This is a genomic window from Nodularia spumigena CCY9414 (genome assembly GCF_000340565.2).
GTDB lineage: Bacteria > Cyanobacteriota > Cyanobacteriia > Cyanobacteriales > Nostocaceae > Nodularia > Nodularia spumigena.
In genome coordinates, this window is the sequence record NZ_CP007203.1 from 3,146,060 (window position 1) to 3,171,097 (window position 25,038).

The 25,038-nt window shown below is 42.5% G+C and carries 25 protein-coding genes and 2 pseudogenes; 20 read left to right on the forward strand and 7 right to left on the reverse strand.

All coding sequences use genetic code 11. The features are described from left to right. Nucleotides 1–37 precede the first annotated feature (37 nt). The 3 genes from yidC to NSP_RS13640 all read left to right on the forward strand — a co-directional run bounded on the left by yidC (nucleotide 38) and on the right by NSP_RS13640 (nucleotide 2,411). Nucleotides 38–1,180, forward strand: coding sequence for a membrane protein insertase YidC (gene yidC / locus NSP_RS13630; protein WP_006195531.1), 1,143 nt, complete (start codon nucleotides 38–40; stop codon nucleotides 1,178–1,180). Continuing rightward, nucleotides 1,180–1,701 (forward strand): Jag family protein, encoded by a 522-nt coding sequence (locus tag NSP_RS13635; RefSeq protein ID WP_006195530.1) that lies wholly within the window; start codon nucleotides 1,180–1,182, stop codon nucleotides 1,699–1,701. Before yidC ends, NSP_RS13635 begins: the two co-directional genes overlap by 1 nt. 203 nt (nucleotides 1,702–1,904) lie before the next feature. Then, a complete protein-coding gene (locus NSP_RS13640; protein WP_006195529.1) occupies nucleotides 1,905–2,411 on the forward strand; it encodes a YceD family protein in 507 nt (168 codons plus the stop codon). A gap of 617 nt (nucleotides 2,412–3,028) precedes the next feature. On the opposite strand, the pseudogene NSP_RS24795 reads toward NSP_RS13640, so the two are convergent. Continuing rightward, nucleotides 3,029–3,313, reverse strand: a pseudogene (locus tag NSP_RS24795) (transposase); the annotation flags it as partial. Nucleotides 3,314–3,639: 326 nt separating this feature from the next. On the opposite strand from NSP_RS24795, the gene NSP_RS25995 reads away from it, so the two are divergent. The 3 genes from NSP_RS25995 to NSP_RS13655 all read left to right on the forward strand — a co-directional run bounded on the left by NSP_RS25995 (nucleotide 3,640) and on the right by NSP_RS13655 (nucleotide 5,967). Further along, a complete protein-coding gene (locus NSP_RS25995) occupies nucleotides 3,640–3,777 on the forward strand; it encodes a hypothetical protein (RefSeq protein ID WP_158442627.1) in 138 nt (45 codons plus the stop codon). A 108-nt stretch (nucleotides 3,778–3,885) separates the two neighbouring features. Beyond that, complete coding sequence (locus NSP_RS13650; RefSeq protein ID WP_006195520.1) at nucleotides 3,886–5,400, forward strand: AAA family ATPase; 1,515 nt, start codon at nucleotides 3,886–3,888, stop codon at nucleotides 5,398–5,400. A 108-nt stretch (nucleotides 5,401–5,508) separates the two neighbouring features. Next, complete coding sequence (locus tag NSP_RS13655; RefSeq protein ID WP_006195519.1) at nucleotides 5,509–5,967, forward strand: SH3 domain-containing protein; 459 nt, start codon at nucleotides 5,509–5,511, stop codon at nucleotides 5,965–5,967. A gap of 639 nt (nucleotides 5,968–6,606) precedes the next feature. Here NSP_RS13655 and sbcC read toward each other — a convergent pair. After that, entirely contained in the window at nucleotides 6,607–9,633 is a 3,027-nt protein-coding gene (sbcC, locus tag NSP_RS13660) for an exonuclease subunit SbcC (RefSeq protein WP_006195518.1), read from the reverse strand. A gap of 261 nt (nucleotides 9,634–9,894) precedes the next feature. Here sbcC and NSP_RS13665 point away from each other — a divergent pair, with 261 nt between their 5' ends. Both NSP_RS13665 and NSP_RS13670 read left to right on the forward strand, forming a co-directional pair. Continuing rightward, nucleotides 9,895–10,581 (forward strand): hypothetical protein, encoded by a 687-nt coding sequence (locus tag NSP_RS13665; protein ID WP_017804152.1) that lies wholly within the window; start codon nucleotides 9,895–9,897, stop codon nucleotides 10,579–10,581. Nucleotides 10,582–11,209: 628 nt separating this feature from the next. After that, a complete protein-coding gene (locus NSP_RS13670) occupies nucleotides 11,210–12,451 on the forward strand; it encodes an S-layer homology domain-containing protein (protein WP_006195516.1) in 1,242 nt (413 codons plus the stop codon). 27 nt (nucleotides 12,452–12,478) lie between these two features. Here the strand turns inward: NSP_RS13670 and NSP_RS13675 are convergent, their stop codons facing one another. After that, the gene (locus NSP_RS13675; RefSeq protein ID WP_006195515.1) at nucleotides 12,479–13,879 is read right to left on the reverse strand and encodes a GAF domain-containing sensor histidine kinase; all 1,401 of its coding nucleotides are present in this window, start codon (nucleotides 13,877–13,879) and stop codon (nucleotides 12,479–12,481) included. 264 nt (nucleotides 13,880–14,143) lie between these two features. On the opposite strand from NSP_RS13675, the gene NSP_RS13680 reads away from it, so the two are divergent. After that, the gene (locus NSP_RS13680; protein WP_017804153.1) at nucleotides 14,144–14,464 is read left to right on the forward strand and encodes a DUF3155 domain-containing protein; all 321 of its coding nucleotides are present in this window, start codon (nucleotides 14,144–14,146) and stop codon (nucleotides 14,462–14,464) included. A gap of 380 nt (nucleotides 14,465–14,844) precedes the next feature. On the opposite strand, the gene NSP_RS13685 is transcribed toward NSP_RS13680, so the two are convergent. Both NSP_RS13685 and NSP_RS13690 read right to left on the reverse strand, forming a co-directional pair. Next, nucleotides 14,845–15,378: a cofactor assembly of complex C subunit B gene (locus NSP_RS13685; protein ID WP_006195513.1), complete on the reverse strand. Its 534-nt coding sequence runs from the start codon at nucleotides 15,376–15,378 to the stop codon at nucleotides 14,845–14,847. A gap of 62 nt (nucleotides 15,379–15,440) precedes the next feature. Beyond that, the gene (locus NSP_RS13690; RefSeq protein ID WP_006195512.1) at nucleotides 15,441–15,788 is read right to left on the reverse strand and encodes a PadR family transcriptional regulator; all 348 of its coding nucleotides are present in this window, start codon (nucleotides 15,786–15,788) and stop codon (nucleotides 15,441–15,443) included. Nucleotides 15,789–16,346: 558 nt separating this feature from the next. Between NSP_RS13690 and NSP_RS13695 the strand changes: the two genes are divergently transcribed. The 9 genes from NSP_RS13695 to rpsN all read left to right on the forward strand — a co-directional run bounded on the left by NSP_RS13695 (nucleotide 16,347) and on the right by rpsN (nucleotide 22,357). Further along, nucleotides 16,347–16,925, forward strand: coding sequence for a DUF3611 family protein (locus NSP_RS13695; RefSeq protein WP_006195511.1), 579 nt, complete (start codon nucleotides 16,347–16,349; stop codon nucleotides 16,923–16,925). Nucleotides 16,926–17,085: 160 nt separating this feature from the next. Further along, nucleotides 17,086–18,366, forward strand: coding sequence for a serine--tRNA ligase (gene serS / locus NSP_RS13700; protein WP_042201932.1), 1,281 nt, complete (start codon nucleotides 17,086–17,088; stop codon nucleotides 18,364–18,366). 90 nt (nucleotides 18,367–18,456) lie between these two features. Further along, nucleotides 18,457–18,594 carry a GIY-YIG nuclease family protein gene (locus NSP_RS27520; protein WP_373567407.1) on the forward strand — a complete coding sequence of 46 codons (138 nt, stop codon included), beginning with the start codon at nucleotides 18,457–18,459 and terminating at the stop codon, nucleotides 18,592–18,594. A 612-nt stretch (nucleotides 18,595–19,206) separates the two neighbouring features. Continuing rightward, nucleotides 19,207–19,374: a type II toxin-antitoxin system HicB family antitoxin gene (locus NSP_RS24215; RefSeq protein ID WP_006195507.1), complete on the forward strand. Its 168-nt coding sequence runs from the start codon at nucleotides 19,207–19,209 to the stop codon at nucleotides 19,372–19,374. Between the two features lie 81 nt (nucleotides 19,375–19,455). Further along, nucleotides 19,456–19,698, forward strand: coding sequence for a hypothetical protein (locus NSP_RS13705; RefSeq protein WP_006195505.1), 243 nt, complete (start codon nucleotides 19,456–19,458; stop codon nucleotides 19,696–19,698). After that, nucleotides 19,691–20,074 (forward strand): PIN domain-containing protein, encoded by a 384-nt coding sequence (locus NSP_RS13710; RefSeq protein WP_006195504.1) that lies wholly within the window; start codon nucleotides 19,691–19,693, stop codon nucleotides 20,072–20,074. The genes NSP_RS13705 and NSP_RS13710 overlap by 8 nt, the downstream gene beginning before the upstream one ends. A gap of 140 nt (nucleotides 20,075–20,214) precedes the next feature. Beyond that, nucleotides 20,215–21,312: an RIP metalloprotease RseP gene (gene rseP / locus NSP_RS13715; RefSeq protein WP_006195503.1), complete on the forward strand. Its 1,098-nt coding sequence runs from the start codon at nucleotides 20,215–20,217 to the stop codon at nucleotides 21,310–21,312. Beyond that, entirely contained in the window at nucleotides 21,288–21,986 is a 699-nt protein-coding gene (nth, locus tag NSP_RS13720; protein WP_006195502.1) for an endonuclease III, read from the forward strand. The genes rseP and nth overlap by 25 nt, the downstream gene beginning before the upstream one ends. Before the next feature lie 68 nt (nucleotides 21,987–22,054). After that, entirely contained in the window at nucleotides 22,055–22,357 is a 303-nt protein-coding gene (gene rpsN, locus NSP_RS13725) for a 30S ribosomal protein S14 (RefSeq protein WP_006195501.1), read from the forward strand. Between the two features lie 45 nt (nucleotides 22,358–22,402). On the opposite strand, the gene NSP_RS13730 is transcribed toward rpsN, so the two are convergent. Further along, nucleotides 22,403–22,732, reverse strand: a complete 330-nt coding sequence (locus tag NSP_RS13730; RefSeq protein ID WP_006195500.1) for a hypothetical protein — start codon at nucleotides 22,730–22,732, stop codon at nucleotides 22,403–22,405. Between the two features lie 76 nt (nucleotides 22,733–22,808). Between NSP_RS13730 and aat the strand changes: the two genes are divergently transcribed. Further along, nucleotides 22,809–23,396 carry a leucyl/phenylalanyl-tRNA--protein transferase gene (gene aat, locus NSP_RS13735; RefSeq protein WP_006195499.1) on the forward strand — a complete coding sequence of 196 codons (588 nt, stop codon included), beginning with the start codon at nucleotides 22,809–22,811 and terminating at the stop codon, nucleotides 23,394–23,396. Between the two features lie 193 nt (nucleotides 23,397–23,589). Further along, nucleotides 23,590–24,903, forward strand: a complete 1,314-nt coding sequence (locus tag NSP_RS13740; RefSeq protein ID WP_006195497.1) for a DEAD/DEAH box helicase — start codon at nucleotides 23,590–23,592, stop codon at nucleotides 24,901–24,903. On the opposite strand, the pseudogene NSP_RS27525 reads toward NSP_RS13740, so the two are convergent. After that, nucleotides 24,880–24,981: pseudogene (locus NSP_RS27525) on the reverse strand (hypothetical protein); the annotation flags it as partial. The gene NSP_RS13740 and the pseudogene NSP_RS27525 overlap by 24 nt on opposite strands. Nucleotides 24,982–25,038: the final 57 nt, after the last annotated feature.

Below are 25,038 nucleotides of genomic sequence, written 5' to 3' on the forward strand. Positions count from 1 at the left end.
AGTTCAGTTTACAGTAGCTCAGGTTAAATTCAGAATAATGGATTTTGGTATCGGGTTTCTTTCAAACAACGTGATGCTGCCAATCATAGACTTTTTCTATGGAATTGTGCCTAGTTACGGATTGGCGATCGTTGCCTTGACATTGATAATCCGCTTCGCGCTCTATCCCCTGAGTGCTGGTTCAATTCGTAATATGCGGAAAATGCGAATTGTACAACCTCTGATGCAGAAGCGGATGGCAGAAATTAAAGAGAAGTACAAAGATAATCCGCAAAAGCAGCAAGAGGAAATGGTCAATGTCCAAAAAGAATTTGGCAACCCATTAGCTGGATGTCTTCCCCTTGTGCTGCAAATGCCAGTATTATTAGCGCTGTTTGCCACATTGCGGGGTTCACCTTTTGCAGGTGCGAACTATAGCGTTAACCTCCAAATTTTTCCCTCCGAACAAATTGAACGCATTCAACCCCAAGCTTTTGCCACTGCTCCCCAAAACATCTACATTGCTGATGGGGAACGCACTCGTGTGACAGCTATTCTGCCTGCTGGTAACAAATTAGCAGTAGGAGAAAAAACTAAGCTCCAATATCAGACTGTTGAAGGCAAACCATTTCAGGCGCTTTTAGCAGAACATCCCGAAAGTAACCTGGTTCCTGAATGGAAAATCACCAAAGGGGAAGAGAGGGTAAAAATAGATGCCCAAGGCAATATAGAAGCCTTAGAACCAGGAGACGTGACAATTCAAGGCTCAATTCCTGGACTAGCAGCAGAGAAAGGATTTTTGTTCATTCAAGCTTTAGGTAGAGTTGGCGCTCAAAATCCTGACGGACAGATTAATTGGGATATTGTCTCCATGATCCTGTTTTTCGGGGTGAGCCTTTATGTCAGCCAAATGATTTCCGGGCAGAATTCCAGTGGTGGTAATCCACAACAAGATACAGTTAACAAAATCACACCAGTTATATTTTCTGGGATGTTTTTGTTCTTCCCCCTACCAGCTGGGGTTTTGATGTATATGGTAATTGGTAATATTTTCCAAACTGCTCAAACTTACATTCTCTCCCGTGAACCTCTACCAGAGGGACTACAAGAAATTGTCGCCACCCAAGAGAAAGAAACAGCAGCAGAACAGAGAACTTTACCATTTGAGCCAAAGAGTTCTAAGAAAAAGACTACAGGTTGATGATGCTGGAAAGTCCGATGGAAAGAGGGCAGCAGTGGTTAAAAACGCTGCTGCAACTAACAGGAACACCTGCGGAGATTAAGGGGAATCTAGAAATTGACCCGCCTCAATTTGGCGATTCCCCAAAACTAAATAGTTACTGGTTAACAATTGATCAAACCAATTTAACGACCGAACAAATCCGCTTGTTAATTGGCGCTGATGGTTCCGTTTTAGATTCGATTCAGTATTTAGCTAATTCGGTGCTAAATCTAGGCTTACCCGAAGAATCACAAGCTTTTTACACTATTGAGTTGAATGGCTACCGCGTCAAAAGACAAGCGGAAATTCACGCCATGGCACAAGCCGCAGCGAATGAAGTCCGGGCTTCTGGTGGAGAAGTAGAAATAAAATCTCTCAGTTCAGCAGAACGGCGGCAAATCCACTCTTTCTTGAAAGAATTTGCAGATTTGCAAACCTTCAGCCGTGGGAGAGAACCGCACCGTAATTTGGTGGTTTGTCCAGCTACGACGGTTGAATAATAGGAGTTAAAATAGGGTTGTATTAGGGACTGACAAATAAAAAAATCTGACAAATTTTCTTGTGGAGCAGGCATCTTGCCTGCTAATAACCAAGGACGGGCAGGATGGCCATCCCACAATATGGGATAATTTATTTTTTGGAGTCCCTTATTAGCAGATTGCTGTTAGTAAAACCTAAATTTTCGTAATTATATCGAAATCCTATGGACGCAATTTTTATTCCGCAGCTCACCAAAGCCCCGGAGCGGACAGAGGAAATTCAAGTTCAAGAGTTTCTACCTGGTCTGGAAAGCTTGACACCTGTTCGCGGTCGTGTGCGGGTGCATCATCAAGGTAATTACTTGGAAGTGTCCAGTCAGGCAGAAACAATTATTACTTGTACTTGTAACCGTTGTTTGCAGCAATATAATCAACGTTTGACGGTGAATACCACAGAAGTTATTTGGTTAGATGAAGCTGCTAACCAAATAGAGGAATTGCCTTTAGAACGGGAAGTGGTGATGGAAGATTTAGTGGAAACTCTCTCACCTAAAGGCTATTTTTATCCGAGTGAATGGTTATACGAGCAGATGTGTTTAGCAATACCTCAGCGTCAGCTTTGTAACCTCGATTGTCCGGGTATTTTGAGCGATGATGCTGATGGTTCAAAGAAACCGGGGGATAGTCGTTGGGCTTCTTTGGAAGCGTTGAAAAAGCAACTTCCAGGATGATTTGAACCTCCCCACGTCTAAAGCCAGGGGATTCTTGCCTACCTGAAAAAGGCGACAACGGGACATTCAAGTATCCCTCTACTCACTCAAAGAGCTTTTGCTCTCATTCGCGCATACTTTCTGAGTCCTTCATATTTTAAAGATGAACGCTCCATATCCTGCCATTATTCGCCCTTTAACTATTCCGAATCGAGTCGGATATGTCCGTTGCCGGGATTGCTCCGTACTAGGATACTTCAATGCGCTGAAGGTTATTCCTACTTGTTTTCTCGCTAATCTATTTTAACACTGTGGCTAAAGCCACGCAATCGTTTGACGGAACTTAAAAGTTCTTACCGCCTTCTCCCCATGCCTAAAGTCAGGGGCTTGCGTCTCGTTTTTCGGTCAAGGGACGCTATGAATTTAGACGTGATTCATCGCGTCTCTACAAGTTTTTGGGATTATTTGTAAAATAACCTTGCAAATGTTGGGTTTTGTTCCTCTGCCCAACCTTGTGTATTGAATTTTAGTATCCCCTGAATAATTCGGGGGACAATTGAACTATGATTTTGATAAATAGATTGAACAAAATAACTAACTATTCCGACTGTAAAACTGATCATCAAAAATATACAAACTTGGCTTATTACTACTTCGTCTCCTGCCAACAAATAAACATCATTTGGGCAAAACAAATGCCGCCGAAAAAACACCCAGAACACCGTTGCCCACGGTATGACTGTACGAAAGAATCTGATTACCGTCCGATAACTACCACCACTAAGCGCCCAACGCGAAATTCCCAACATTGTAACTCGCCCGCTCATCGCTAACATGGCCGTGATGAAGGAGCTCAATTGCCGCATCGTCGTGACTTTTATCTCTGGTAGTAGGCATTGCAACAGTGCTAGTATGTCAAACATCGGCTGTGTGTGGATTTCGAGTTGTTGTTTTGGAAGACTATAACTCTACTACATCAGCCCTCTTTTTTATACTCTTTTTTTGGCTACAGTATTGAGATTCTAAACAACCTTTTTATCGAAACGCTTATGTATGCTTGTTTTTGCCGTTTTTGCCAAAAATTATCAAGGCTCTTATTTTGGCTACAGTATTGAGTATTGAACTGATTTTCCATTTAGTGACAGTCAACATTGTGATCGTAGCAGATTTGACATACATCTGAGAGACTTGAGAGGACTAAAAAACCTAGTTGGGATAAATTGGAAATTTTGGCAAATGCTTAGATGACATGAATACACCAACAGATCAACAGTCAGCTTTAGTTAGAGAGACACTGGAAGGCAAAAGGATGTCTTGCCCCAGTCGTTTTGACCAAGAGATGCTGTTTGCTATCTATAAGGCGAATTACACATCGAACAAGCAATAGACCTGTTAAATCAATAAAATTCCTCTAACTTGCCTATCCCAATCTTTTGGGGTGGGGAGTGGTAATATGTCATTCTTAATTACGAATTACGAATTATAAATTAGACTTATGAATTTTCGTGAAGAATTTAAATTGCTGCTACGCGCCCGCTATCCTTTGATTTATATTCCCACTTATGAGGAGGAACGGGTAGAAACGGCGATTCGGGAGGAAGCCGCAAACCAAGGTAATCGGCCTGTATATACTTGGGATTTTGTGGATGGCTACCAGGGAAACCCCAATGATGCGGGGTTTGGTAAGCGTAACCCTTTACAAGCTTTGGAGTTTGTGGAAAAGTTGCCAGCCTCTGCTCCTGCTGTCTTGATTTTACGCGATTATCATCGGTTTTTAGAAGATGTAGCGATCGCCCGCAAACTTCGCAATTTAGCCAGACTACTGAAATCTCAACCCAAAAATCTGGTCTTACTATCGCCACGCATCGCCATTCCTGACGATTTAACCGAAGTTCTCACAGTAGTTGAGTTCCCATTACCCGCAGCTCCAGAAATTAAAACTGAGGTAGAACGCTTACTGCAAAGCACTGGTCAAAACTCCCTATCTGGCAAAATTCTGGATGACTTGGTGCGCTCTTGTCAAGGGCTATCGATGGAAAGAATTCGGCGAGTTTTAGCTAGGGCGATCGCATCCCACGGAGAACTGCAACCAGAGGATGTAGACTTGGTTTTGGAGGAAAAGCGCCAAACTATCCGCCAAACCCAAATCCTGGACTTTTACCCCGCCACTCAGCGAATTTCTGATATAGGGGGACTAGATAACCTCAAAGACTGGCTACTACGCCGGGGAGGCTCATTTACTGATAAAGCTCGTCAGTACGGATTACCACACCCCCGTGGTTTAATGTTATTAGGTATTCAAGGTACTGGTAAATCTTTAACAGCAAAAGCGATCGCACATCATTGGCATTTACCCCTATTACGCCTCGATGTTGGGCGTTTATTCGGTGGTTTAGTCGGTGAATCAGAATCCCGGACTCGCCAAATGATTCAAGTCGCTGAAGCCCTCGCGCCTTGCGTTTTGTGGATTGATGAAATCGATAAAGGTTTTTCGGGACTTGGTGCTAAAGGTGATGCAGGTACTGCTAGCCGTGTATTTGGGACTTTTATTACTTGGTTAGCCGAAAAAACCTCACCTGTGTTTGTTGTTTCCACAGCTAACGACATCCAAGCCCTACCGCCAGAAATGCTCCGTAAAGGGCGATTTGACGAAATTTTCTTTGTCGGTTTACCTACCCAAGATGAAAGAAAAGCAATTTTTAACGTTCATTTATCCCGACTTCGCCCCCATAACCTGAAAAGCTATGATATTGACAGATTAGCTTATGAAACCCCCGATTTTTCCGGGGCTGAGATTGAGCAAACGTTAATTGAAGCGATGCACATTGGATTTAGTCAAAACCGTGATTTTGCTAACGACGATATTCTGGAAGCTGCTAGCCAAATTATACCCTTGGCGCGAACGGCTGTAGAGCAAATTCAACAACTACAAGAATGGGCTGCATCTGGAAGAGCGCGTCTAGCCTCGAAACACAATCCTTTAACTGATACTTTTGGTAAGTTACGTTAACGCATTCAGCTACAGATGTAATAATTAGGTAATTAATCATTCAGATGTCAATAGTCAATATTTAAGATTTACTATTGACTATTGATCATTGGTGATGAGATTTTAAAGATGTTTTTGAATGTAGTAAAGTTTATACTAGGTGTTTTCTTAGCGATCGCCATTTTAGCGGGTAGCGGTGTTGCAGTTGCGCTCTATTTCATGAATCGAAGTTTTATATCCCCACCTAGACCTATTTTTGCAAATGATAGTCCCTCTTTGCAAGAGCAATCTTCTCAAGGGAATGAGGTAAACACGACACCAAAACCAACGCCAACGCCCACCCCAACCCCAACCCCAACGCCCACAGACACATTACCACCAGGGGCTTACCGAGGACGTGTAACTTGGACTGAAGGCTTGAGTGTGCGAGTTGAACCCAGTATGGATGCTGAACGTATTGCTGGAGTTGGTGTTAATGAAGAACTGATTGTACTGGAGGAAAGTCAGGATAAAAATTGGCAAAAGATTCGCACACAAGGGGAACAAGAAGGTTGGATAAAAATAGGTAATACTGAACGGTTGGAATAAATCCTGACAATCTTCAACCATCTGATACTATGTACAGGCAGAACACCGCTCATTTTTGATGCTAACTGCGGCATTTCCACTTCTATCCTGAACATGACCGCAGTTTTCCAATCTATCTACTATATCTGCACGCTAGATTGGCAGTATTTTCTCCAATTATTAGAACCTAGTTCTTCCTCATCCATTTGACTTTAACAGATGTAAAATCATTTGTCAACTCCCCAATCCTCTTTTTTGGCGTTTTCTCTGGGAGTTAATCTGTACTCTAAATGGGCAATCATTTAGCTAGTGATTTGAAGATAGTTCTCTGGGAGTTAATCTGCACGCTAGATTGGCAGTATTTTCTCCAATTATTAGAACCTAGTTCTTCCTCATCCATTTGACTTTAACAGATGTAAAATCATTTGTCAACTCCCCAATCCTCTTTTTGGCGTTTTCTCTGGGAGTTAATCTGTACTCTAAATGGGCAATCATTTAGCTAGTGATTTGAAGATAGTTCTCTGGGAGTTAATCTGCACGCTAGATTGGCAATATTTTCTTTGAGTATTAGAAACTAGTTCTTCCTTATCGGTTTTATTTTAACAGATGTAAAATCATTTGTCAACTCCCCAATCCTCTTTTTGGCGTTTTCTCTGGGAGTTAAATTGACAAACTGACTTGGGAACCTTGCTGGGTTTTATTAACCTCTATGCGGGCTTGAAAGGCTTCTTTGAGGTGGGGCATATGTGTTACAGTGAGGATACAGGCGAAATCACAAGCGATCGCATTTATGGACGCAATCAAGCGATCGCATCCTTCGGCATCCTGAGTCCCAAAGCCTTCATCTATAATTAACAATTGTAAAGCCGCCCCTGCCCTCTGAGCCAATAATTTCGCCAGAGCTAAACGGATAGCAAAATTAATTCTAAAAGCTTCCCCACCAGAGTAAGTTTCATAAGCTCGCGTTCCCCTAGAATCAGCAATTAAAATATCTAAAGTATCAATCAGCTTCGCATCTTTCTTCTTCGCCTTACTACTCCGCCCAGATTTCTGAGTAATAAATTGTACGTGCAATTGATTAGCACTCAACCGCGATAACAGTTGATTTGTCTCAGCTTCCAATTGGGGTAAGACATTTTCAATCATCAGTGCTTGGATGCCATTTTTACCAAACGCCTGCGCCAATTCCTGATAAACTCGTTGTTCCTGCTGACAAGATTGTAATTGCTGCTGCTGTTGCTCATACTGATTTTGCAAAGTTTCTAATTGCAGCATCAACTGTTCCAAACGCCCCAGATTCGCTATTTTATCATCAAGTTGCCGGCGACGGGTTTGAATTTGCTGCTCTAAAACAGTAATTTCCTGAGTGGGGTTAGCTGATTTAACTAACTCTTGAGAAATACTTTCAATTTGAGTCAGCAGTTTTTGCCGTTCTTCCAATCTCTCTCTTCTGGAAACCTCTAAATCTTGCCATCTTTGCTGGAGTTGGGGATACTGCTGTTGGGCTGATAAAAGTTGTTGATAACGTAATTGCCAAGATTGGGCTTGGCGGACAGCTACGCGCAGGTTATGATGTTCCTCTGAACTGTAAGCAATTTCCGAAATCTGACGCTCAAGTTGAGCAATTTCTTTTGCACAGTCAGAATCAATTTTATCCTGCTGAATTCGAGTCTGTAATTGAGAAATGCTTGCTTGTAACTCTGGCTTGCGGGCGACTATTTGAGCTTGTCGCTTGGCTGCGTCTTTAATTTGCCCTTGTTTAATTTCTGCCCATCGCCAACGCTCTACTTCACTTCTAGCCAGAGCATGGTCTTGTTCATTATAATTCAGTTGTTGTAAATATTCTGCTAATTGTTGCAATTCCGCCTGTTTGTCTGGGGCGTAATCACCTGCTTGCAGCGATCGCTCTAAATGTTGTTTTTCCGCAGCTAGTTCTTGTAATTGTTGGTCAGCATCACTGGTTGATTGCAGTTGTGCGGCTAATTGACCTCTTTGTTCTCTGAGTGTATCATAAGGTGATACCTTTTGCAATATCTCCCGATATTCTTGCCTCAGTACCTGAATTTCTCGGTCTGACACTGCTTTTTGTTCCCGGAATACCCACAATTGTCCCTCAGTATCCTGATACTCATCTTTGGTTTTGTCTACCACACGATTCCAATGATGTTCATCTAAAGGACGCTCACACAGAGGACACATTGCATCAGGGGTGCGAAGCATTTCCAGTTTTTGCTCCAATTCAGCCAATAATCTTTCATATTCTCGCTGTTGAGCTTGCAGACGTTCCATAAAATGCCGTCTTTCCTGGCCTTTTTCCTGAACTCGTTGCAAATAAACTTTGTCTTTCTCCATTTGCGAAATCTGGATTTCTAAGTCTTTCGCCGCTTGTTGTAATTGCGGTTGACGTTGTGAGGAGCGTTGTAGTTGGTTTTCTGTAGCTTGTAACTGTTCTAGACGCGCTACTAAACCAGCATGAACCCTATCCAGTTGACTTTGCAAATTTTGCCGTTGTTGCAATAAAGGAGAAACCTGCATTTGCAATTCATCTAATTCAGTCACACGGCGACGAGCTGCGGTAAGTTGGGTTAAAGCTGCTTCGACTTCCGCCGATTTATTGAGAGTGTGCTGAATTTCTGGCTCTTGTTGTTCTAATGCAACTAATTGTCCTTCAACTTGTTGCAGTTCCCTTTCTAGTGCGTGTATTTGGTTAGTTAATTCCTGTTGCTTTTGTTGAAGTAAAGCCGTTGCACGGGTATATGCTTGAAATTTAGTCGCAAAAGCTTCTTCTTGAGCTTGGAGAGTTTGATATTGTGTAAAACCAGTGTTAATTTCAGCTTCCTGATTTAAGATGGCTTCTAAATCTGATAACTGAGTTTGAACTGCTGACTGTTCTTGTTGCAAGCGATCGCCATCTTGAGTTAAATTTTGATGTTGTTGCTTGACAAAATGCAGCTGTTGTTCCCAATTTTGGCGCTGGTGCTGAACAACTTGCAAACTTTGTAATTGAATATTCTCAAAAGCCTGAACTTGTTGCAATTGGTTGAGTTCAGTTTCTAACTCTGTTTTTTGGGCTTGTGTTGCTTCTTGTTGTTGTAACTGAATTTGGCTCGATTCCAAAGAACGCTCTAACTCTTCCGCTCTCGCCTTAAACTGGCGGTATGTCTCTTTTGCCCGTTCTTCCAATTGATCATATTGATTCAGTTTTAATAATTCTGCTAAAATTTCCTTACGTTCACTGGGACGCTTGATCATGAACTCATCAGCACGACCTTGACGCAAGTAAGCCGAATTAATAAAAGTGTCGTAATCCAGTTTGATATGTTGTAAAATTAAATCCTGTGTAGCTCTGACTCCTTTCCCAGTCAAGGCGCGAAACCCCGAAGCTGTTTCTATTTGAAATTCTAAGACACCACTAGCACCCCGAACTCTGGTGCGAATTACGCGATATTTTTGCTGATTACATTGAAACACATAATCAACCCGAACTTCTTTTGCACCCGAATGAATCACATCATCTTCAACACCGGCACGGCTTTGACCCCAAATTGCCCATGTGATTGCTTCTAAAAGAGAAGATTTACCCGCACCATTAGAACCACAAATACAAGCCGTATGCAAACCGCGAAAATCTAAAGTTGCATCACGGTAACTGAGGAAGTTTTTGAGGATAAGTTGGACTGGAATCATTGAGGCTATAGTGCCGCATCTAATGTTTTACGAACTGTGAGTACAGATGCACTATTTTATAGTTTACCTATGTGAATATCACTATTCTAGTCTTTAAGTCAGTATTTTTATCAATCTTAACATTATTATGACTAAGTTTTTCAACTTCCAAGAAAAATATAACTGATAACTGATAACTGATAACTGATAACTGATAGCCAGAAACAATCTTCGTCAAACGTCGTCATATCATAGACAACAGAGATAAGGCGCAAGCATCCTATGACTACCCTACACCAATGGAAATCTAGAACTGCCGCACTGATGACAATGGCAATTACTACCACTGCGGTGATGCCGATGATTGCCTTTGCTCCTGCTAATGCTCAGTATAATATGGGGCAATCGAGAACAGTCACAATTCCTGCTAATGCCAACGTGATTTTTCCTGTTACACACGATAAGGAGAAAGTTATTGTGAGTCGCGGGGAAACATTAGACCTGACATTGAAAATATCCAACGACATCACCGATAGTCAGAGAAATGTCTTAATTCCGAGAAACACGGAAGTTGTAGGACGGTTAGAACCTGTATATTTCAACGGCGGAAACAGAGATAATGACAATTTAAGAGGTGTGCGCTTCGTAGCACGGGAATTAGTCTTTCCCTCTGGTCGTCGCCAGTCAATTAATGCTTCTTCTCAGACTGTTACCACAACTGAAAAAGTTAGTAAAAATGATAGCAGCAGAGTTTTAACAGATGCGGCTATTGGTGCTGGTGCTTCTACGGCAATTTCATTAATTACAGGGAACCGCAGAATTGAAATTGGAGAAACGTTAGGTGGTGCGGCGGCGGGTGCTTTAGCCAGTGTACTGTTACGGAAAAAAGAAGCTGAAGTCTTCGTTTTAAGACCAGAACAAGATTTGAGGCTGGGACTTAATTCTAATTTAGTTATAGACCGCTACTAAGCTTGATTATATTTTAGCCGTGTCTTTGATGATCTACCATGAGCGATCGCCACTGTAATTCTAGCAGGCGATCGCTTCGTTCTTTATTCATAAATCTCCAGCCATCTATACAAATAGGTCAACACCCAGCTAGTGGAATGCTCAGAGGTAAATAGTCAAAAATGTTTCATGCTCTGGCAACTATTTTTATTTACGTAGCGTCTCAGTCAATATATCAGTTCCTTTGATTTTCCTGTTGTTAGTAATTACTGATGAAATTAATTAATTAACTAGCAAACCAAAATGAGAACGGACTTGATTTAAATTTGTAAAATCCTCATATTCATCCCAATTCTAGATGATTAATTCGGCGTGAGCGCTCAATTTATCTGTCGAAGACTGCGCTTGATTATGCCACTAAACCGATGCTATTGGCTGACAAACAAAGCCTAAAGACCTAGTTTAATTGGACGCATTTTCATCAAGGAATGGGATAAATATGAATTCTTAAACAGACAAATATGATTTTTACAAATTACAAAATCTTGCCAATTCACTGATGAAAAATAAAAATTCGAGGAACTTTTCATCACCCAACTTGTCTGAATAGCTAAGAGAAAAAAACTTAAATTTACTGGAGTAAAAAGCAATGTTTAATTTAAATCGTTGGCAATCTGGAACCGCAGCATTTATGGCTTTAAGCGTCACAGTCGGCGCTGTCGCCCCCTTGATGACAGCTGCACCAGCTTTGGCTCAAACCAGATTTTCTGATATTCCATCTAACTATTGGGCAGCACAGTTCATTCAACAGTTGTCACAGCGAGGAGTGATTGCTGGTTTTCCTGATGGTAGTTTCCGCCCCGAACAGCCAGTAACCCGCGCTCAATTTGCGACAATGGTTACCAACGCTTTCTCAAGCACACCAGAACGGCAAGCAATTAATTTTGTGGATGTCCCCAGTAATTTTTGGGCATCTAATGCCATTAGACAATCCTATGTTAATGGCTTCTTATCAGGATATCCCGGTAATCGCTTCGAGCCTAATCAGGCTATTCCCCGCCAACAGGCTTTGGTAGCTTTAGCCAACGGTCTCAATTATTCGCCCACTGCTAATGCCCAAAGCACGCTGCAAACTTTCAGTGATAACTTTAATATTGCAGACTGGGCGCGTAGTCCCGTCGCCGCAGCAACTGAACAGCGAATTGTGGTCAACTATCCTAATGTTCAGTTCCTCAATCCCACTGCAACAGCGACACGCGCACAGGTAGCAGCTTTTATCTATCAGGCGTTAGTCCGTTCTGGTCAAGCCTCAGCAATTAGTTCGCCCTATATTGTAGCTGTTCAACCTACTACACCTACACCGATATCTGTAACCATTCCCCAAGGGACTGCGATTCCGGTGAAGTATGATCAGGCAGAAAAAATTCTGGTGACCAAAAATGAAACAGCACCTTTGACTCTGACAGTAGACCAAAATGTAGTTACCCAAGAAGGTACTGTAGTAATTCCGGCTGGTAGTCAAGTTTTCGGTAAACTCAAACCTGCTCAAGGCGGTTCTCAATTCGTTGCTGAGAAGTTAGTTTTAACGACAGGTGAAGAGTATCAGATTAACGCCTCATCAGAAGTGATTACTAAAACTGAAACCATTAGAAAGGGTACTAGCACCAATACAATTATCAAGAATACTGTATTAGGTGCTGGTGCGGCGGCGGCGGTGTCTGCTGTCACAGGCGATCGCGCGGTGGCTACAGAAGAAGTGCTGGGTGGTGCGGCTATCGGTGGTTTGATTGGTCTGTTCTTTGGCAGAAACAGCGTTGACTTAATTGCGATCGCACCAGATACCGATTTACAAATGACCATCAATCAACAGTTCCTGGTTTCAGTTAAATAGTCTTGGTCATTGGTCATTGGTCATTGGTCATTGGTAAGTTACCTTCTTCTCCCCCCTGCCTATTCTCCCCCCTGCTCCCTGCTCCCTGCTCCCCTGCTTCCTCATAGGCAACCAAATTATAAAAGTAGTTCCCGGTGCATCGGCTGAAGACATAGATGAGTTAATTGCAGGGCTGAAAATTTCAATTTCGCCCTGCATTTGTTGTATTAATTGTTGGGCGATCGCTAGTCCCAAACCACTTCCAGGAATTTCAGTTTGCGCTTGTACTCCCCGATAATGGCGTTCTCCCAAATGTGCTAAATCTTCTGGTGGAATTCCCGACCCAGTATTACTAATAGCAATTCCTTGAAAATTAGCTTTTTCTTGTCCTACCTGAATTAAAATCTTGCCACCGGGAGGGGTATATTTTAGGGCATTATCAATTATGTTGCTGAATACTTCTTGTAATGCTTTGACATTGGCGTATATCGGTGGCAAATTCCCAGGAATTTCGGTTTTCAGTTGTAGATGACGCTCCTGTGCTATTGCTTGAGCTGATACTAATAATGGTGTTAATAAATCAACTACAAAGCAATCAGTTTCTTTGTCTCCTGTTCCCGGCAATAATAGTGCTGGTTTGGGTTCTCTTTGTACAGTTGCTTCTACAAATACTTCGTGTTCGGGCAATGACTTGGGCGCGAAATCGGCCTCTGTCCAATCAATTACTTGATCGAATTGTTGCAGCAATTCTTCGAGGCGATCGCTTTCCCGGACGATATTCGCTCCTACGTCTCGGTTGGGATCACCTGCTCGCAGTCGTTTTAATAGCAGTTTGCCAAAGGTTCTGATTGCTGTCAGGGGGTTACGAAATTGGTGCAGCAGGTTATCGAGCAAATCTCGCTGCTGTTCTTGGAGAATTTGTTGTTGATGTAGCTGATGCTGTAACCAAGCTCGACGTTGATCTAGAATACAGGCGATCGCCAGCGTTTGGGCTATTTTTTGAATTTCGCTTTGCTCTTGTTCATTCCATGCCCGATCTTCTCTACCCGTCACCAATAGCCCCATCATCACACCTTCATGGATCAAAGGCAGCACAATTTGGCGTTCACTCAGAGGAGATTCCTGATTTAAATCTGGTTGTTCAGCATCTGGTTTTTTTGTGTCCTGTGATGAAATCGGTGATCCCGTCCCGGCTTTCAATAACTTACTGTCTGGCTGAGGTACTACCAAAACATCGGCTACTGTCGCCTGAGCAATTTCTGCCCCTGGTTGTAATACTGCTGTCTCCGGGTAAACCACCACAGGAATTAGTTTCGCCTCACCAGACGGAGCATCTACCAATTCTTGTGTTAAGTAAACAACACTCAAAGAAGCGCCCAGCCCTTGGGTTAGCAGTGCTATTTGCTCTCGACATAGAGCAACAAAATCTGAACTGGCAGACATTAACATTTTTAGCTTTTGCTCAGGATCACAGAATTTGAGGGAAGATAGAAGGAAGTTGCTTTATTTTTTCTTACTCTTTTAATAAAGCTTAACTAAATCTTTGCAGTAATGGTTTGCACCAGGGGATTATATGCGTTACCAACTTCATATATTATTTCTTATGTATCAAAACTTTAAAAACTATTGATATTTTGAACTAGAACTTATATAATTGCGACGGATTTTGTAGCTATAACTACAATCTATAGCTTGAAAGAGGAGGAAAATAGTTTGGCTAGAAGACGTAAGCGGAAAAGTCGTCGTCGCCAAGAAGGACGACGCATTCTAGAACACGTGCCTCAATATAGCATCGAAAGTGGCGAAGAAAAACCTGTGACAGCAGCGAGAAAATTCATTCAAGCTGAAGGAATCGCGCCACCCGCATTGCTACTTGTAAAGCGAAATGAACACACCACAGACCGTTATTTCTGGGCAGAAAAAGGGCTGTTTGGCGCTCAATACGTAGAAGAAAACCATTTCTTGTTTCCCAGCCTGCGGACATTAGAATCTCCAGCAGGTATAGAACCAGTGGCTATGGCTAGTAGCCGCTAAATTATAAATGGTTATCTTAAAGTAACCTAATGTGGCTTCTGACAATCATTTAACTGGTAAAGTTGCTCAGTTTATGCAAAGTTTTTGTTTTTTTTAAGTTTGTAACTGATTTGCCAGTATATCCAGTCGAGTTAATCGCACTTAATTGGAAAATCAACTTCTTCTCAAACCACGTTAGTTTGTATAGGTTGATCTCTAGTCAAATGATGCACAGGGGAGTCAGATAGAGCAAAATGCATCCGCAAGTGAGAGTTGAGTTGCGCTCTCCCCTAATGGATTGCCTAAGAGGCTCTGTAAACAGATATAATATTTTCCCTGCGATGCCATTGTCGTAGGGAAAACTTATATAGCCCTGCCAACTTTGTCCTCCTCCCTCATGTTTATTCCGCAGATTTTAACTGTAAAACCCTCTGTAACTCCATGAGTTCATCTCGATGGGCAATTATAGTAATTTTACTTGGAGAGGGTAATTCACCCTGGTTTGCTTCTTCTATCTGGAACGATACCTTTTCAAATCTTCCGGCTTTTTGCCAATAAAACAGCCCGCTTAAAGGTGACAGTAGTACTAATCCGAGAAACAAAGGACCGAAGTTAGGAAAAAGCAGCCATAAAACTAATGCTAGACAGAGCATACCCGCAGATGCTAACAGTGTTAAAAACACTGCTAAAAACCAACTCGGTTGAACAAAACCTTCAAAAATGACTTGATTTTTTTCTCGGTCTATTGCTGCTACTTGGTAAGAACGTGAGCGAAAATACTCCTTAACCTGGGCCATTAAAGCAGTTTCATCTTGTTCAGATACAAGTTGTGCTTTTGTTGTGCGGTCTTTGGTTGAGGCGCGAATAAAGAAAAACAGCCCCACTAATAACAACAAGGTGAGCAGCAACGTAGATGGGACAATTGCAGTATCCATAACTAAATTATTATTGTATTGATTTCGGAGACATCATTGATGAGCAATTATTCATTTATTCATTAAATTGTCCTCCCCTTTCTGTAATCTTGCCAAAGATGCGCCAAATTTTGTGATCGTTCTTGCCATTCTGGAGAAACTTGGTACATTCGCCGGGGTCTTCCTCGCCCTTCGAGTTTCTTCCAATACCCAGTAATCGCCCTTTCGTCTTCGAGAAATTTAATCGCAGTATAAAGTACCGTATCCGAAAGTCGATAGCTTGGGTATTCAGTTTCCAGTCGCTGGATTAACTCAGTTCCGTAGGAATCACCCTGTAATAGAATATACAAGATGTAACAAACTGCTACTTCCTGACAGAGATAAGTTGGCGGAGGATTCTCAAAGAATTGATATATATCCTCAAGTTTCATGGTTTAGTGAATGGCGAAAAAATGCCTGATAATAGTGGTATTTAAAATCCTGGTAGTCAGTATATAGTGTTACTACCAAATAAGCAGTTATATCTGGCTACCTAGGCAGGTTTTTCAAAGGGTAAACATTAAAACAATTACCCACGCGGCTAAACGCGGGACGAATTTGCAAGTTTGAGGAGCGCAAAATATCACACTCCTACCCAAGTTATAGGTATTGTGGAGAGGAGCAATTAAAGCGATCGCCTGGACAGCTTCCAGGTGTCAAGTGATGCCAAACTGGTGAGAACTGCCTAAACATAAAATGCCATCGAAGAAATTTTACAAGCAAAATGCCGTTTTGTCTGCAAAAGTTAATAAACACTTTGTTTTACGGTGATTATCCCAGTAAACAACCTCAGAAATTTAGGTATGTGAAAAGTCGGGATAAAAACCTATAAGCTTGTAGACACAATCAAATAAGCATTCAACACTGACTATCTGGACTTGAGATCCTCATATCCCATCTGGTAAGTGTGATATTAAATTTAACAAGTCCTTAGCACATTGGTGATCAGTATGTCACAAAATTCCGACAGCCCATCGTCTTCCTCTAATCTCCGTGCGATCGCCCAAACCTTTCGTCTAACAGGTTGGATTAGTTTTTGGATTCAACTAGTCTTAGGCGTTGTTTCGGCCATTATTGTGCTGCTATTTGCCATCTTTAGTCAGCAGCGAACTGGCACAGGTAATAATCCTGGGACTGGGTTTGGCGTATTTTTAGCAGTTTGCGGAATTCTGATTTTAGGTGGCGGCATTTATTTGGCTTATCGCTATACCAGAATAGGTAATCAATTGCAATCCTCAAATCCCAGTAACCGCCCTCGCAAAAGTGAAACCTTGCAAGTATTACGCCTGGGACTGTGGATTAATTTAGTGGGAATGCTAGTAACATTATTGGGCGCACAAGCGATCGTGGGGACATTGGTAGCCAGGTCGATATCTCCCCAAGCTGCAACCACTCAATTATTTGACCCCACGCGGATTATTAGCGGTTTAGATATGCTTGTAGTCCAGGCAAATATCAACACCGTCTCAGCCCACTTTGCAGGGCTTGCAGTGTCGATTTGGCTACTCAATCGGATTACCCGAATGTAACAGATTTAGTCCGAATCAGAATTAATATAGAATTTTCTAGCTTGAGCAAGATTAGCAGAACGAAATTGTTAGATTGGCAATTCCTGCCCTAGCAAGTCAAAATCAGGATATGCTGATGTTTTGGCAAGAAGACACTAGGCAAAAAAACCGAGAAAAATCTGTGCTGGATATTAAGCAAATACGGGAAAATCCCCAATTAATCCAAGAACGCTTGAACAGTCGTAGTGGTAAATACGACATCGAACCGATTTTACAGTTAGACAAGCAACAACGGGAACTGGAGGGGACACGCAGTCAACTTCAAGCCCGCAGCAACGAAATTGGTAAGCTTGTAGGACAGAAAATTAAATCTGGTACTGATCCTCAATCTCCAGAAATTCAAGCCCTGCGCGACGAAGGGAACTCTGTTAAAGCCCAATTAAGTGAACTGGAACCCCAAGAAAAAGCCCTCAAAGCCGAAATTGAGCAACTGGTGTTAGCACTTCCTAATTTACCCAGTGAGTTCACACCTTTTGGCACAAGTGAAGATGATAATCAAGAGGTGCGACGCTGGGGTGATGAATATCTCCCGCAAAACCCGAAGATTATTCCCCATTGGGAAATCGGCGAAAAAATGGGTATTCTCAACTTTGAGCGGGCTGTGAAAGTTGCCCAAAGTCGGTTTGTAACTCTGGTTGGTGCAGGTGCGGCTTTAGAAAGGGCATTAATTCAGTTTATGCTGAAGACGCAAACCGAAGCCGGCTATGTAGAAGTTAGTCCGCCGTTGTTAGTGAATACTGATGCTTTAACCGGAACAGGTCAGTTACCGAAATTTGCCGAAGAAAGTTTTAAATGTGCTGATGATGAATTGTGGTTGATACCCACAGCAGAAGTTCCCGTTACCAACCTTTACCGGGGAGAAATTTTAGCTGCGGAAGAGTTACCAATTTATCACTGTGCTTATACTCCCTGTTTTCGTCGAGAAGCGGGAAGTTATGGGCGAGATATGCGGGGTTTAATTCGTCTGCATCAATTTAATAAAGTTGAGTTAGTAAAAGTTGTTCATCCTAGTTCTTCTTTTGAGGAATTAGAAAAATTGGTAGTCAATGCGGAAGCAATTTTACAAGCTTTGAAATTACCTTATCGGGTCATTAATTTATGTACTGCTGATTTAGGTTTTGGGGCAACGAAAACTTATGATTTAGAAGTATGGTTGCCTTCTTCTGGAAAGTATCGAGAAATTTCCAGTTGTTCTAATTGTGTAGATTTTCAAGCAAGAAGGGCTGATATTCGCTTTAAGGAAGCTGGTAAGAAGGGGACGCAGTTTGTCCATACTTTGAACGGTTCCGGTTTAGCTGTGGGAAGAACTATGGCAGCGATTTTGGAAAATTATCAGCAGCCTGATGGGACGATTAAAGTACCGGCGGTGTTGCAACCTTATTTGGGTAGGGAGGTTTTGTGATTTAGGGGTTTTGTAGAGGCGTTTGGGGTACGTCTCTACAAAAGATTAAGGTGAAGTATGATAAGTGATATAATTCAGCTTTTTACACCAATGGCATCAGGATACGTTTATATACTGACAAACCCTTCATTAGATGGAATGATTAAAGTTGGACGAACTTTTCGTAACTCACGTTCCAGAGTGCGTGAGCTTTTCACTCTTTTCGTAGGGTGCGTTAATGAAATGTAACGCACCATCTTTTATTGATATTTAATCGGTGCGTTACGCTGGCGCTAACGCACCCTACGAATTTAGGAATCGTACAAATCGCTTGATTGTATATCGAGAATTACATCAACTCCCTAATTCGGAGGATAAACTCCCTATTCAATAAATCTATGAATACTTGAAAACTGCCAATCTTGCGGATTTACAGATAATCAATGTTTGAAAGGATTATAATGAATGTAATCACACTGTAGCATAAAATCCTGTTCATCTCGGATTAAATAATCCCAAAAATGACGTTGCTAAAATAATGAAAGTATCTGAATATTTAATTGTGATGAAGGTGGTTTTGTGGCTGAAATTCCAGCTTTACGCGGATGTTTAGCACAAGGTGAAATTTTAGAAGAAACGTTACAATAATTGATAATTGTGAGAAATTTATGGTTAGAAAAAGCCGCAAAATATGGTCAAAAACTACCAGATATTGAAAGCGCTTAGGTGTAGACAGTCGTAGCGATCGCTAAAGTCAAAGCACTAAGTAGTGTATAATTATTACTCTTATACTTATAATCGTGTGCAAACAAATTGAATTTGATACAATAAGTTCAATTATGAGCTAATTGTAGTTGACACATGGTGAAAGAATTCAGTGTAATTATTGAGAGAGACTCAGATGGTTACTTCGTGGCTTCAGTCCCCAATTTAAAAGGCTGTCACACACAAGCAAAATCCGTAGATGAGCTAATGGAACGTATCCAAGAAGCAATAGAACTTTGTTTAGAATTTAAGAATTTGTTGTAGTGCGATCGCTAAAGCACAAAACTTGAGGCGGCATGGTATTTTTTATATAATTATTAGGCTGACTAACTAGATAAGTTAATTATGAAAACATTAGAAATAATTGTCACCATAACCAGCGATGGTAAATTGTTAGTCAATTCTCCAGTAGATATGCCAGTGGGTGAATATAATGCTGTGCTTGTGCTAGATGAAAGACCAATCGATGAGCGATTTCAAACTTCTGTCAAAAATGCTCAAAATCTTTTCAGGCAATATATTCCTGCTAATAAAAAACTTTCTGAAGAGTTGATTCAGGAGCGAAGATTGGAGGCTTTGAGTGAGTGAAGTTGTGGTGGATGCCTCTGCTATTTTAGCTTTGCTCAATCAAGAAACTGGTAGCGAAGAAATTTCGCAGTTTATTGACAATGCAGCCATTAGTGCTGTCAACTTATCCGAGGTTATAGCAAAGTTAGCAGAAGCAGGAATCCCGGCAGAAGATATTAGGCAAATTCTTGGAAATTTAAATCTTGAAGTTATTCCTTTTAATGAAGAACAAGCATTTAAGGCGGGAATGATGCGTCCAGCGACTAAATCAATCGGACTTTCATTTGGCGATCGCGCTTGTCTAGCATTAGGTATTTTTCTTAACCAACCTGTTCTCACCACTGATCGCTTATGGGGTAGCCTGAGTGTGGGAATAGAAATTCGAGTAGTGCGTTAGTGCTTAGGCGTTGCTCGTCGTAGACATCCCTTCACTCAATCCAGCCCTTCACTGATCCCGGCGGATGGGTTAAGACTCTTTAGCCATTCCTTAACTATTACAATAAGAATAATATCCGAATTTTTTGACTAAATTACTCTATGTCAGTTTTAGCAGCGATCGCAGTCTTGGCTGTTCTGATCTTGGTACACGAGTTGGGACACTTTACCGCAGCTCGTTCTCAAGGTATTCTCGTTAACCGCTTTTCTTTAGGATTCGGCCCAGTTCTTTGGAAGTACCAAGGGCCACAAACCGAATATGCTATCCGCCTGTTTCCCCTGGGCGGTTTTGTCGGCTTTCCCGATGATGACCCAGATAGCGATATTCCCCTCAATGACCCCAATTTGATGCGAAACCGTCCCATTTTCGACCGAGCGATCGTGATCAGCGCCGGAGTCATCGCCAATTTAATCTTTGCCTATTTCCTCTTGGTAACTCAAGTCAGCCTCATCGGTGTCGGACAAGCCAGCGCCCCAGGAGTTTTAATTCAACAACTAGCACCAGAAGTCAGTTCTGTAGCCACAGAAGCCGGAATTCAACCAGGAGATGTGATCTTAGCAGCTGATCAAAGAGAATTTGGCACAGAGCTAAAAGACATTGAAGCTTTCAGAGACATCATTAAAAATAGTCCTGGTCAGTCTGTGCAACTAGAAATTGCCCGTGGCGACCAAAAACTGTCGGTGAATGTAGTTCCTGAAGAGAAGCCAGGCGGAGGTAGTATAGGCATCGGACTAGCTCCCAATGGTGAAGTTGTTCGCCGTCCCGTAAAGAATATAGGACAAGCCTTAAACATTGGTGCTAGCGAATTTCAGCGCCTTGTCACCCTGACAGTGCAAGGATTTGGGCAACTAATCACTAATTTCGGGGAAACTGCGAGTCAGGTAGCCGGACCGATTAAAATTGTGCAAATTGGTTCCAATATTGCCCAAAATGATACAGGTGGTTTGTTCTTCTTTGGCGCTTTAATCAGCATTAACTTGGCAATTATCAACATTTTGCCTTTACCCGCTTTAGATGGCGGACAACTGGCATTTTTGCTGATTGAAGGTGTCCGTGGTAAGCCATTACCTAACCGGATTCAAGAAGGTGTGATGCAAACTGGTTTAGTGCTACTTTTAGGACTTGGCATTTTTCTGATCGTCAAAGAAACCAGTCAGTTAACTTCCCAATTAGAGTGGGTACAAAAGTTATTCCAGTGAGTGTGAGCCGGAAATCCCCATCCCAGAAGCAACGGGCGTTAGAAATTCTCGCCCGCTTACAGCGTCTTTACCCAGATGCAACTTGCTCCTTGAATTATTCAACGCCTGTCCAACTGCTAGTAGCAACTATTCTTTCCGCCCAGTGTACAGATGAGCGAGTCAATAAAGTTACACCAGCTTTATTCGCACGCTTTCCTGATGCTGCGAGTTTAGCTAATGCTGATTTAGAAGAGTTAGAAAATTTGGTGCGTTCTACAGGTTTTTATCGCAATAAGGCGAAGAATATTCAAGGGGCTTGTCAAAAAATTGTCAGCGAGTTTGACTCTGTAGTTCCTAACCAAATGGAGCAATTATTACAGCTTCCAGGTGTGGCGCGCAAAACTGGGAATGTCGTTCTAGCTCATGCTTATGGTATTAATGCTGGAGTGACTGTAGATACTCACGTTAAGCGTTTGAGCCAACGCTTGGGTTTAACTAAATTTCCTGATCCAATCCGGATTGAGAAAGATCTAATCAAGTTGTTACCCCAACCAGATTGGGAAAATTGGTCAATTCGGTTGATTTATCACGGTCGTGCTGTTTGTAAAGCCCGTTCTCCCCTCTGTGAGGCTTGTGAGTTAAGTGATTTATGCCCCAGTGCTGGGAAAACATTAGTTGCAGGACAAGGAAAATAAAATATCCCTATAATTAACGGTGACACGGTAAGATAGAAAATGCTGTCTTTAAATCTGTTAGAGAATTTATGGCAAAAAAGAGTATGATTGAGCGCGAAAAAAAACGCGCCAAGTTGGTAGAAAAGTACGCTGACAAGCGAGAAGCGTTATTAGAAGAGTTCAAAAGCGCTGTATCTCCTTTGGATAAGTTGGAAGTTCACCGGAAAATTCAACAGCTACCCCGGAATAGTGCGCCGACTCGTCACCGCAATCGCTGCTGGGTAACTGGTCGTCCTAGAGGTGTCTACAGTGACTTTGGGCTATCTCGGAACGTGCTACGGGAATGGGCGCATCAAGGTCTTTTACCTGGTGTGGTCAAGTCTAGCTGGTAGTGGTTGGTCATTAGTTTGGACAAAGAACTAATGACCACAGCCAAGCTATTCTCCACAACAACGGTCTATGCCTAGACTGTCTAAGAGTAGATCGCTGACGGCGTTGGCGATCGCAAACTCTCCATAAAAACTTTTGGAAAAATCAAATGCCTGCATCTCTGTAACAATGGCTATAACTAGAGATCCTAGGTCGTTTTCTCCTTCCATGCGTTGTCGGACAAAGATTTGCGCCGCGCGTTGGGCGATTTTTTGATTGACTATTTCTGGTAAAAATTCTGTGTCTAGCCACCGTAATAAGGAATCTTGCAACCATTCTCCTTCGAGATGGGGGTTGTTGGATGGTGGTAAGGTGATTGGTGGGATTGCTTGAGTCATCTTTTTTTAAACGCAAAGGTACGCTGAGGGAAACGCAAAGGTACGCTGAGAGGGTTTTTTGCTTGTTTGCTTAATTATGCAATATGATATCGCTGCTATTATTCGGGGTTATGCTCAAGGTTATTTTCTCATGGCTGATGATAATACAGGCCTGGGATGGTACGGAAGTCGCGATCGCACTTTGATTCCTTTGGATGAGCGATTTCACTACCCTAAGTCGTTACAGCGTGTTCTCAATCAAGAGCGTTTTACTGTGGCGATTAACCGTGACTTTCAGGGTGTGGTGGCTGGATGTGCTAATCGCGAAACTACTTGGATTTCACGAGAGTTACAAGAGATTTACTGGTTACTTTACCAGAATGGTTACGCTTATAGTTTTGAAACTTGGCAAGGTGATGAACTGGCTGGGGGGATTTTAGGTATTGTAATTGGCGGTGCTTTTATTGGTGAGTCGATGTTTTACCACATTACTGAAGGCTCAAAGGTGGCTATGGTTAAGTTGGTGGAAAGGTTACGTCAAAGGCAATTTGTACTGTTTGATGCTCAAATGATGAATCCTCATTTAGAAAGATTTGGCGCTTATGGTATTAGGGATGAGGAATATCAAGCTTTACTTAAGGAAGCTTTGCAACGACGTTGTTATTTAGAACTACCAAGAATTTAGCGATCGCCCAGCGCCTCAATTCGCTGATGGGGAAAAAACTTTTTGGTTGACGACATCATAGACTGCTCTCTGCTAGAATGCAGAGCTGCGGCATTTGCTCTGGGTCTTGGTGCTACTGCCCTTCAAACCTTTATCCGTCCGCCTAAGACTGACACCGCCACAGGCGACAGGCCGATGTTAATTATGGAATCCTATGTCTTTTTCTACTCTCGGCTTGTCCCATGAAATTATCCGCGCTGTGACTGAGCAAGGATACACCGAACCTACGCCAATTCAAATGCAGGCCATTCCTGCGGTGTTATCGGGTAGCGATTTGCTCGCTGGGGCGCAAACTGGTACTGGCAAAACCGCAGGCTTTACCCTGCCTATGCTACATCGATTGTCGTCTGACAAGAATGTTAAAAGCACATCTCATGGATACTCACCAATCCGAGCGCTGATTCTCACCCCGACGCGTGAACTCGCCGCACAGGTGGAATCAAGCGTGCGTGATTATGGTAAGTACCTAAAGCTGAACTCGATGGTGATGTTTGGCGGAGTCAGCATTAATCCACAAAAACGGCTTTTAAAGGAAGGGCGCGTGGATATTCTGGTTTCTACCCCAGGGCGACTGCTAGACCATGTGCAGCAGGGTACGGTGAACCTGTCCCATATTGAAATTTTGGTGCTGGATGAAGCAGATCGAATGCTCGACATGGGCTTTATTCGTGATATTCGTCGCATTCTCTCGCTCCTGCCCAAACAGCGCCAAAACTTGCTATTCTTCGCCACTTTCTCCGAAAAAATTAAAGCCCTCGCCGCCGGGTTGCTGAATCGGCCGAAGATGATTGAAGTCGCACGCCGCAACGTTACTGCTGACACGGTGACACAGAAAGTCTATAAAGTAGACCGTGACAAAAAGCGCCAATTACTTGCCCATCTGATTCGCCAAGATAATTGGTATCAAGTCCTAGTTTTCACCCGCACGAAGTATGGTGCTGACCGTCTGGTGAAGCAGTTGGGCGAGGAGCGCATTCAAGCATTGGCTATCCACGGTAATAAGAGCCAGTCCTCACGTACCCACACTTTGGCGAAGTTCAAAAACAATAGTTTACAGGTATTGGTGGCGACCGATATTGCAGCGCGAGGTCTTGACATCAGCGAACTGCCCCATGTGGTCAATTTCGATTTGCCCAATGTAGCAGAAGATTATGTGCATCGCATTGGTCGTACTGGTCGGGCTGGCGCGTCAGGTGAAGCTATATCCCTTGTGTCCGCCGATGAATACCATCTGTTGGCAGATATCGAAAAACTGATTGCACAACGCTTACCTTTTGAAGTTGTTGCTGGCTTTGGAGGCAATTCCTATACCCAGCCGAAAGCAATTCCCAATGAACGCAAGCACAAACCTAAAACTGGTAAACAGTTACCACAAACATCAGCGAAAAAATCAACACCGCGAACCGTGACAGGTGGTAAAAAGTCCGATGCTCGTCCCGGAGGATCACGCCGTAGAACTAAAGGCTGAAGCTGATTTCGCCAACTTCTCTGTAACTAATGTCAGACTCACCCATTCGCCTTTATCGTTGTAACTGCGAATCATGCGCGAACCATTAGTTACGCGGGTGAATAAATTCTTGCAGCAACTAGAATGGAGAGAATT

Bases quoted from the DNA above. Each gene is read 5' to 3' on its own strand.
- yidC (WP_006195531.1), top strand. From the start codon at position 38: ATGGATTTTGGTATCGGGTTTCTTTCAAACAACGTGATGCTGCCAATC.
- NSP_RS13635 (WP_006195530.1), top strand. From the start codon at position 1,180: ATGATGCTGGAAAGTCCGATGGAAAGAGGGCAGCAGTGGTTAAAAACG.
- NSP_RS13640 (WP_006195529.1), top strand. From the start codon at position 1,905: ATGGACGCAATTTTTATTCCGCAGCTCACCAAAGCCCCGGAGCGGACA.
- NSP_RS25995 (WP_158442627.1), top strand. From the start codon at position 3,640: ATGAATACACCAACAGATCAACAGTCAGCTTTAGTTAGAGAGACACTG.
- NSP_RS13650 (WP_006195520.1), top strand. From the start codon at position 3,886: ATGAATTTTCGTGAAGAATTTAAATTGCTGCTACGCGCCCGCTATCCT.
- NSP_RS13655 (WP_006195519.1), top strand. From the start codon at position 5,509: ATGTTTTTGAATGTAGTAAAGTTTATACTAGGTGTTTTCTTAGCGATC.
- sbcC (WP_006195518.1), bottom strand. From the start codon at position 9,633: ATGATTCCAGTCCAACTTATCCTCAAAAACTTCCTCAGTTACCGTGAT.
- NSP_RS13665 (WP_017804152.1), top strand. From the start codon at position 9,895: ATGACTACCCTACACCAATGGAAATCTAGAACTGCCGCACTGATGACA.
- NSP_RS13670 (WP_006195516.1), top strand. From the start codon at position 11,210: ATGTTTAATTTAAATCGTTGGCAATCTGGAACCGCAGCATTTATGGCT.
- NSP_RS13675 (WP_006195515.1), bottom strand. From the start codon at position 13,879: ATGTTAATGTCTGCCAGTTCAGATTTTGTTGCTCTATGTCGAGAGCAA.
- NSP_RS13685 (WP_006195513.1), bottom strand. From the start codon at position 15,378: ATGGATACTGCAATTGTCCCATCTACGTTGCTGCTCACCTTGTTGTTA.
- NSP_RS13690 (WP_006195512.1), bottom strand. From the start codon at position 15,788: ATGAAACTTGAGGATATATATCAATTCTTTGAGAATCCTCCGCCAACT.
- NSP_RS13695 (WP_006195511.1), top strand. From the start codon at position 16,347: ATGTCACAAAATTCCGACAGCCCATCGTCTTCCTCTAATCTCCGTGCG.
- NSP_RS27520 (WP_373567407.1), top strand. From the start codon at position 18,457: ATGGCATCAGGATACGTTTATATACTGACAAACCCTTCATTAGATGGA.
- NSP_RS24215 (WP_006195507.1), top strand. From the start codon at position 19,207: ATGGTGAAAGAATTCAGTGTAATTATTGAGAGAGACTCAGATGGTTAC.
- NSP_RS13705 (WP_006195505.1), top strand. From the start codon at position 19,456: ATGAAAACATTAGAAATAATTGTCACCATAACCAGCGATGGTAAATTG.
- rseP (WP_006195503.1), top strand. From the start codon at position 20,215: ATGTCAGTTTTAGCAGCGATCGCAGTCTTGGCTGTTCTGATCTTGGTA.
- rpsN (WP_006195501.1), top strand. From the start codon at position 22,055: ATGGCAAAAAAGAGTATGATTGAGCGCGAAAAAAAACGCGCCAAGTTG.
- NSP_RS13730 (WP_006195500.1), bottom strand. From the start codon at position 22,732: ATGACTCAAGCAATCCCACCAATCACCTTACCACCATCCAACAACCCC.
- aat (WP_006195499.1), top strand. From the start codon at position 22,809: ATGCAATATGATATCGCTGCTATTATTCGGGGTTATGCTCAAGGTTAT.
- NSP_RS13740 (WP_006195497.1), top strand. From the start codon at position 23,590: ATGTCTTTTTCTACTCTCGGCTTGTCCCATGAAATTATCCGCGCTGTG.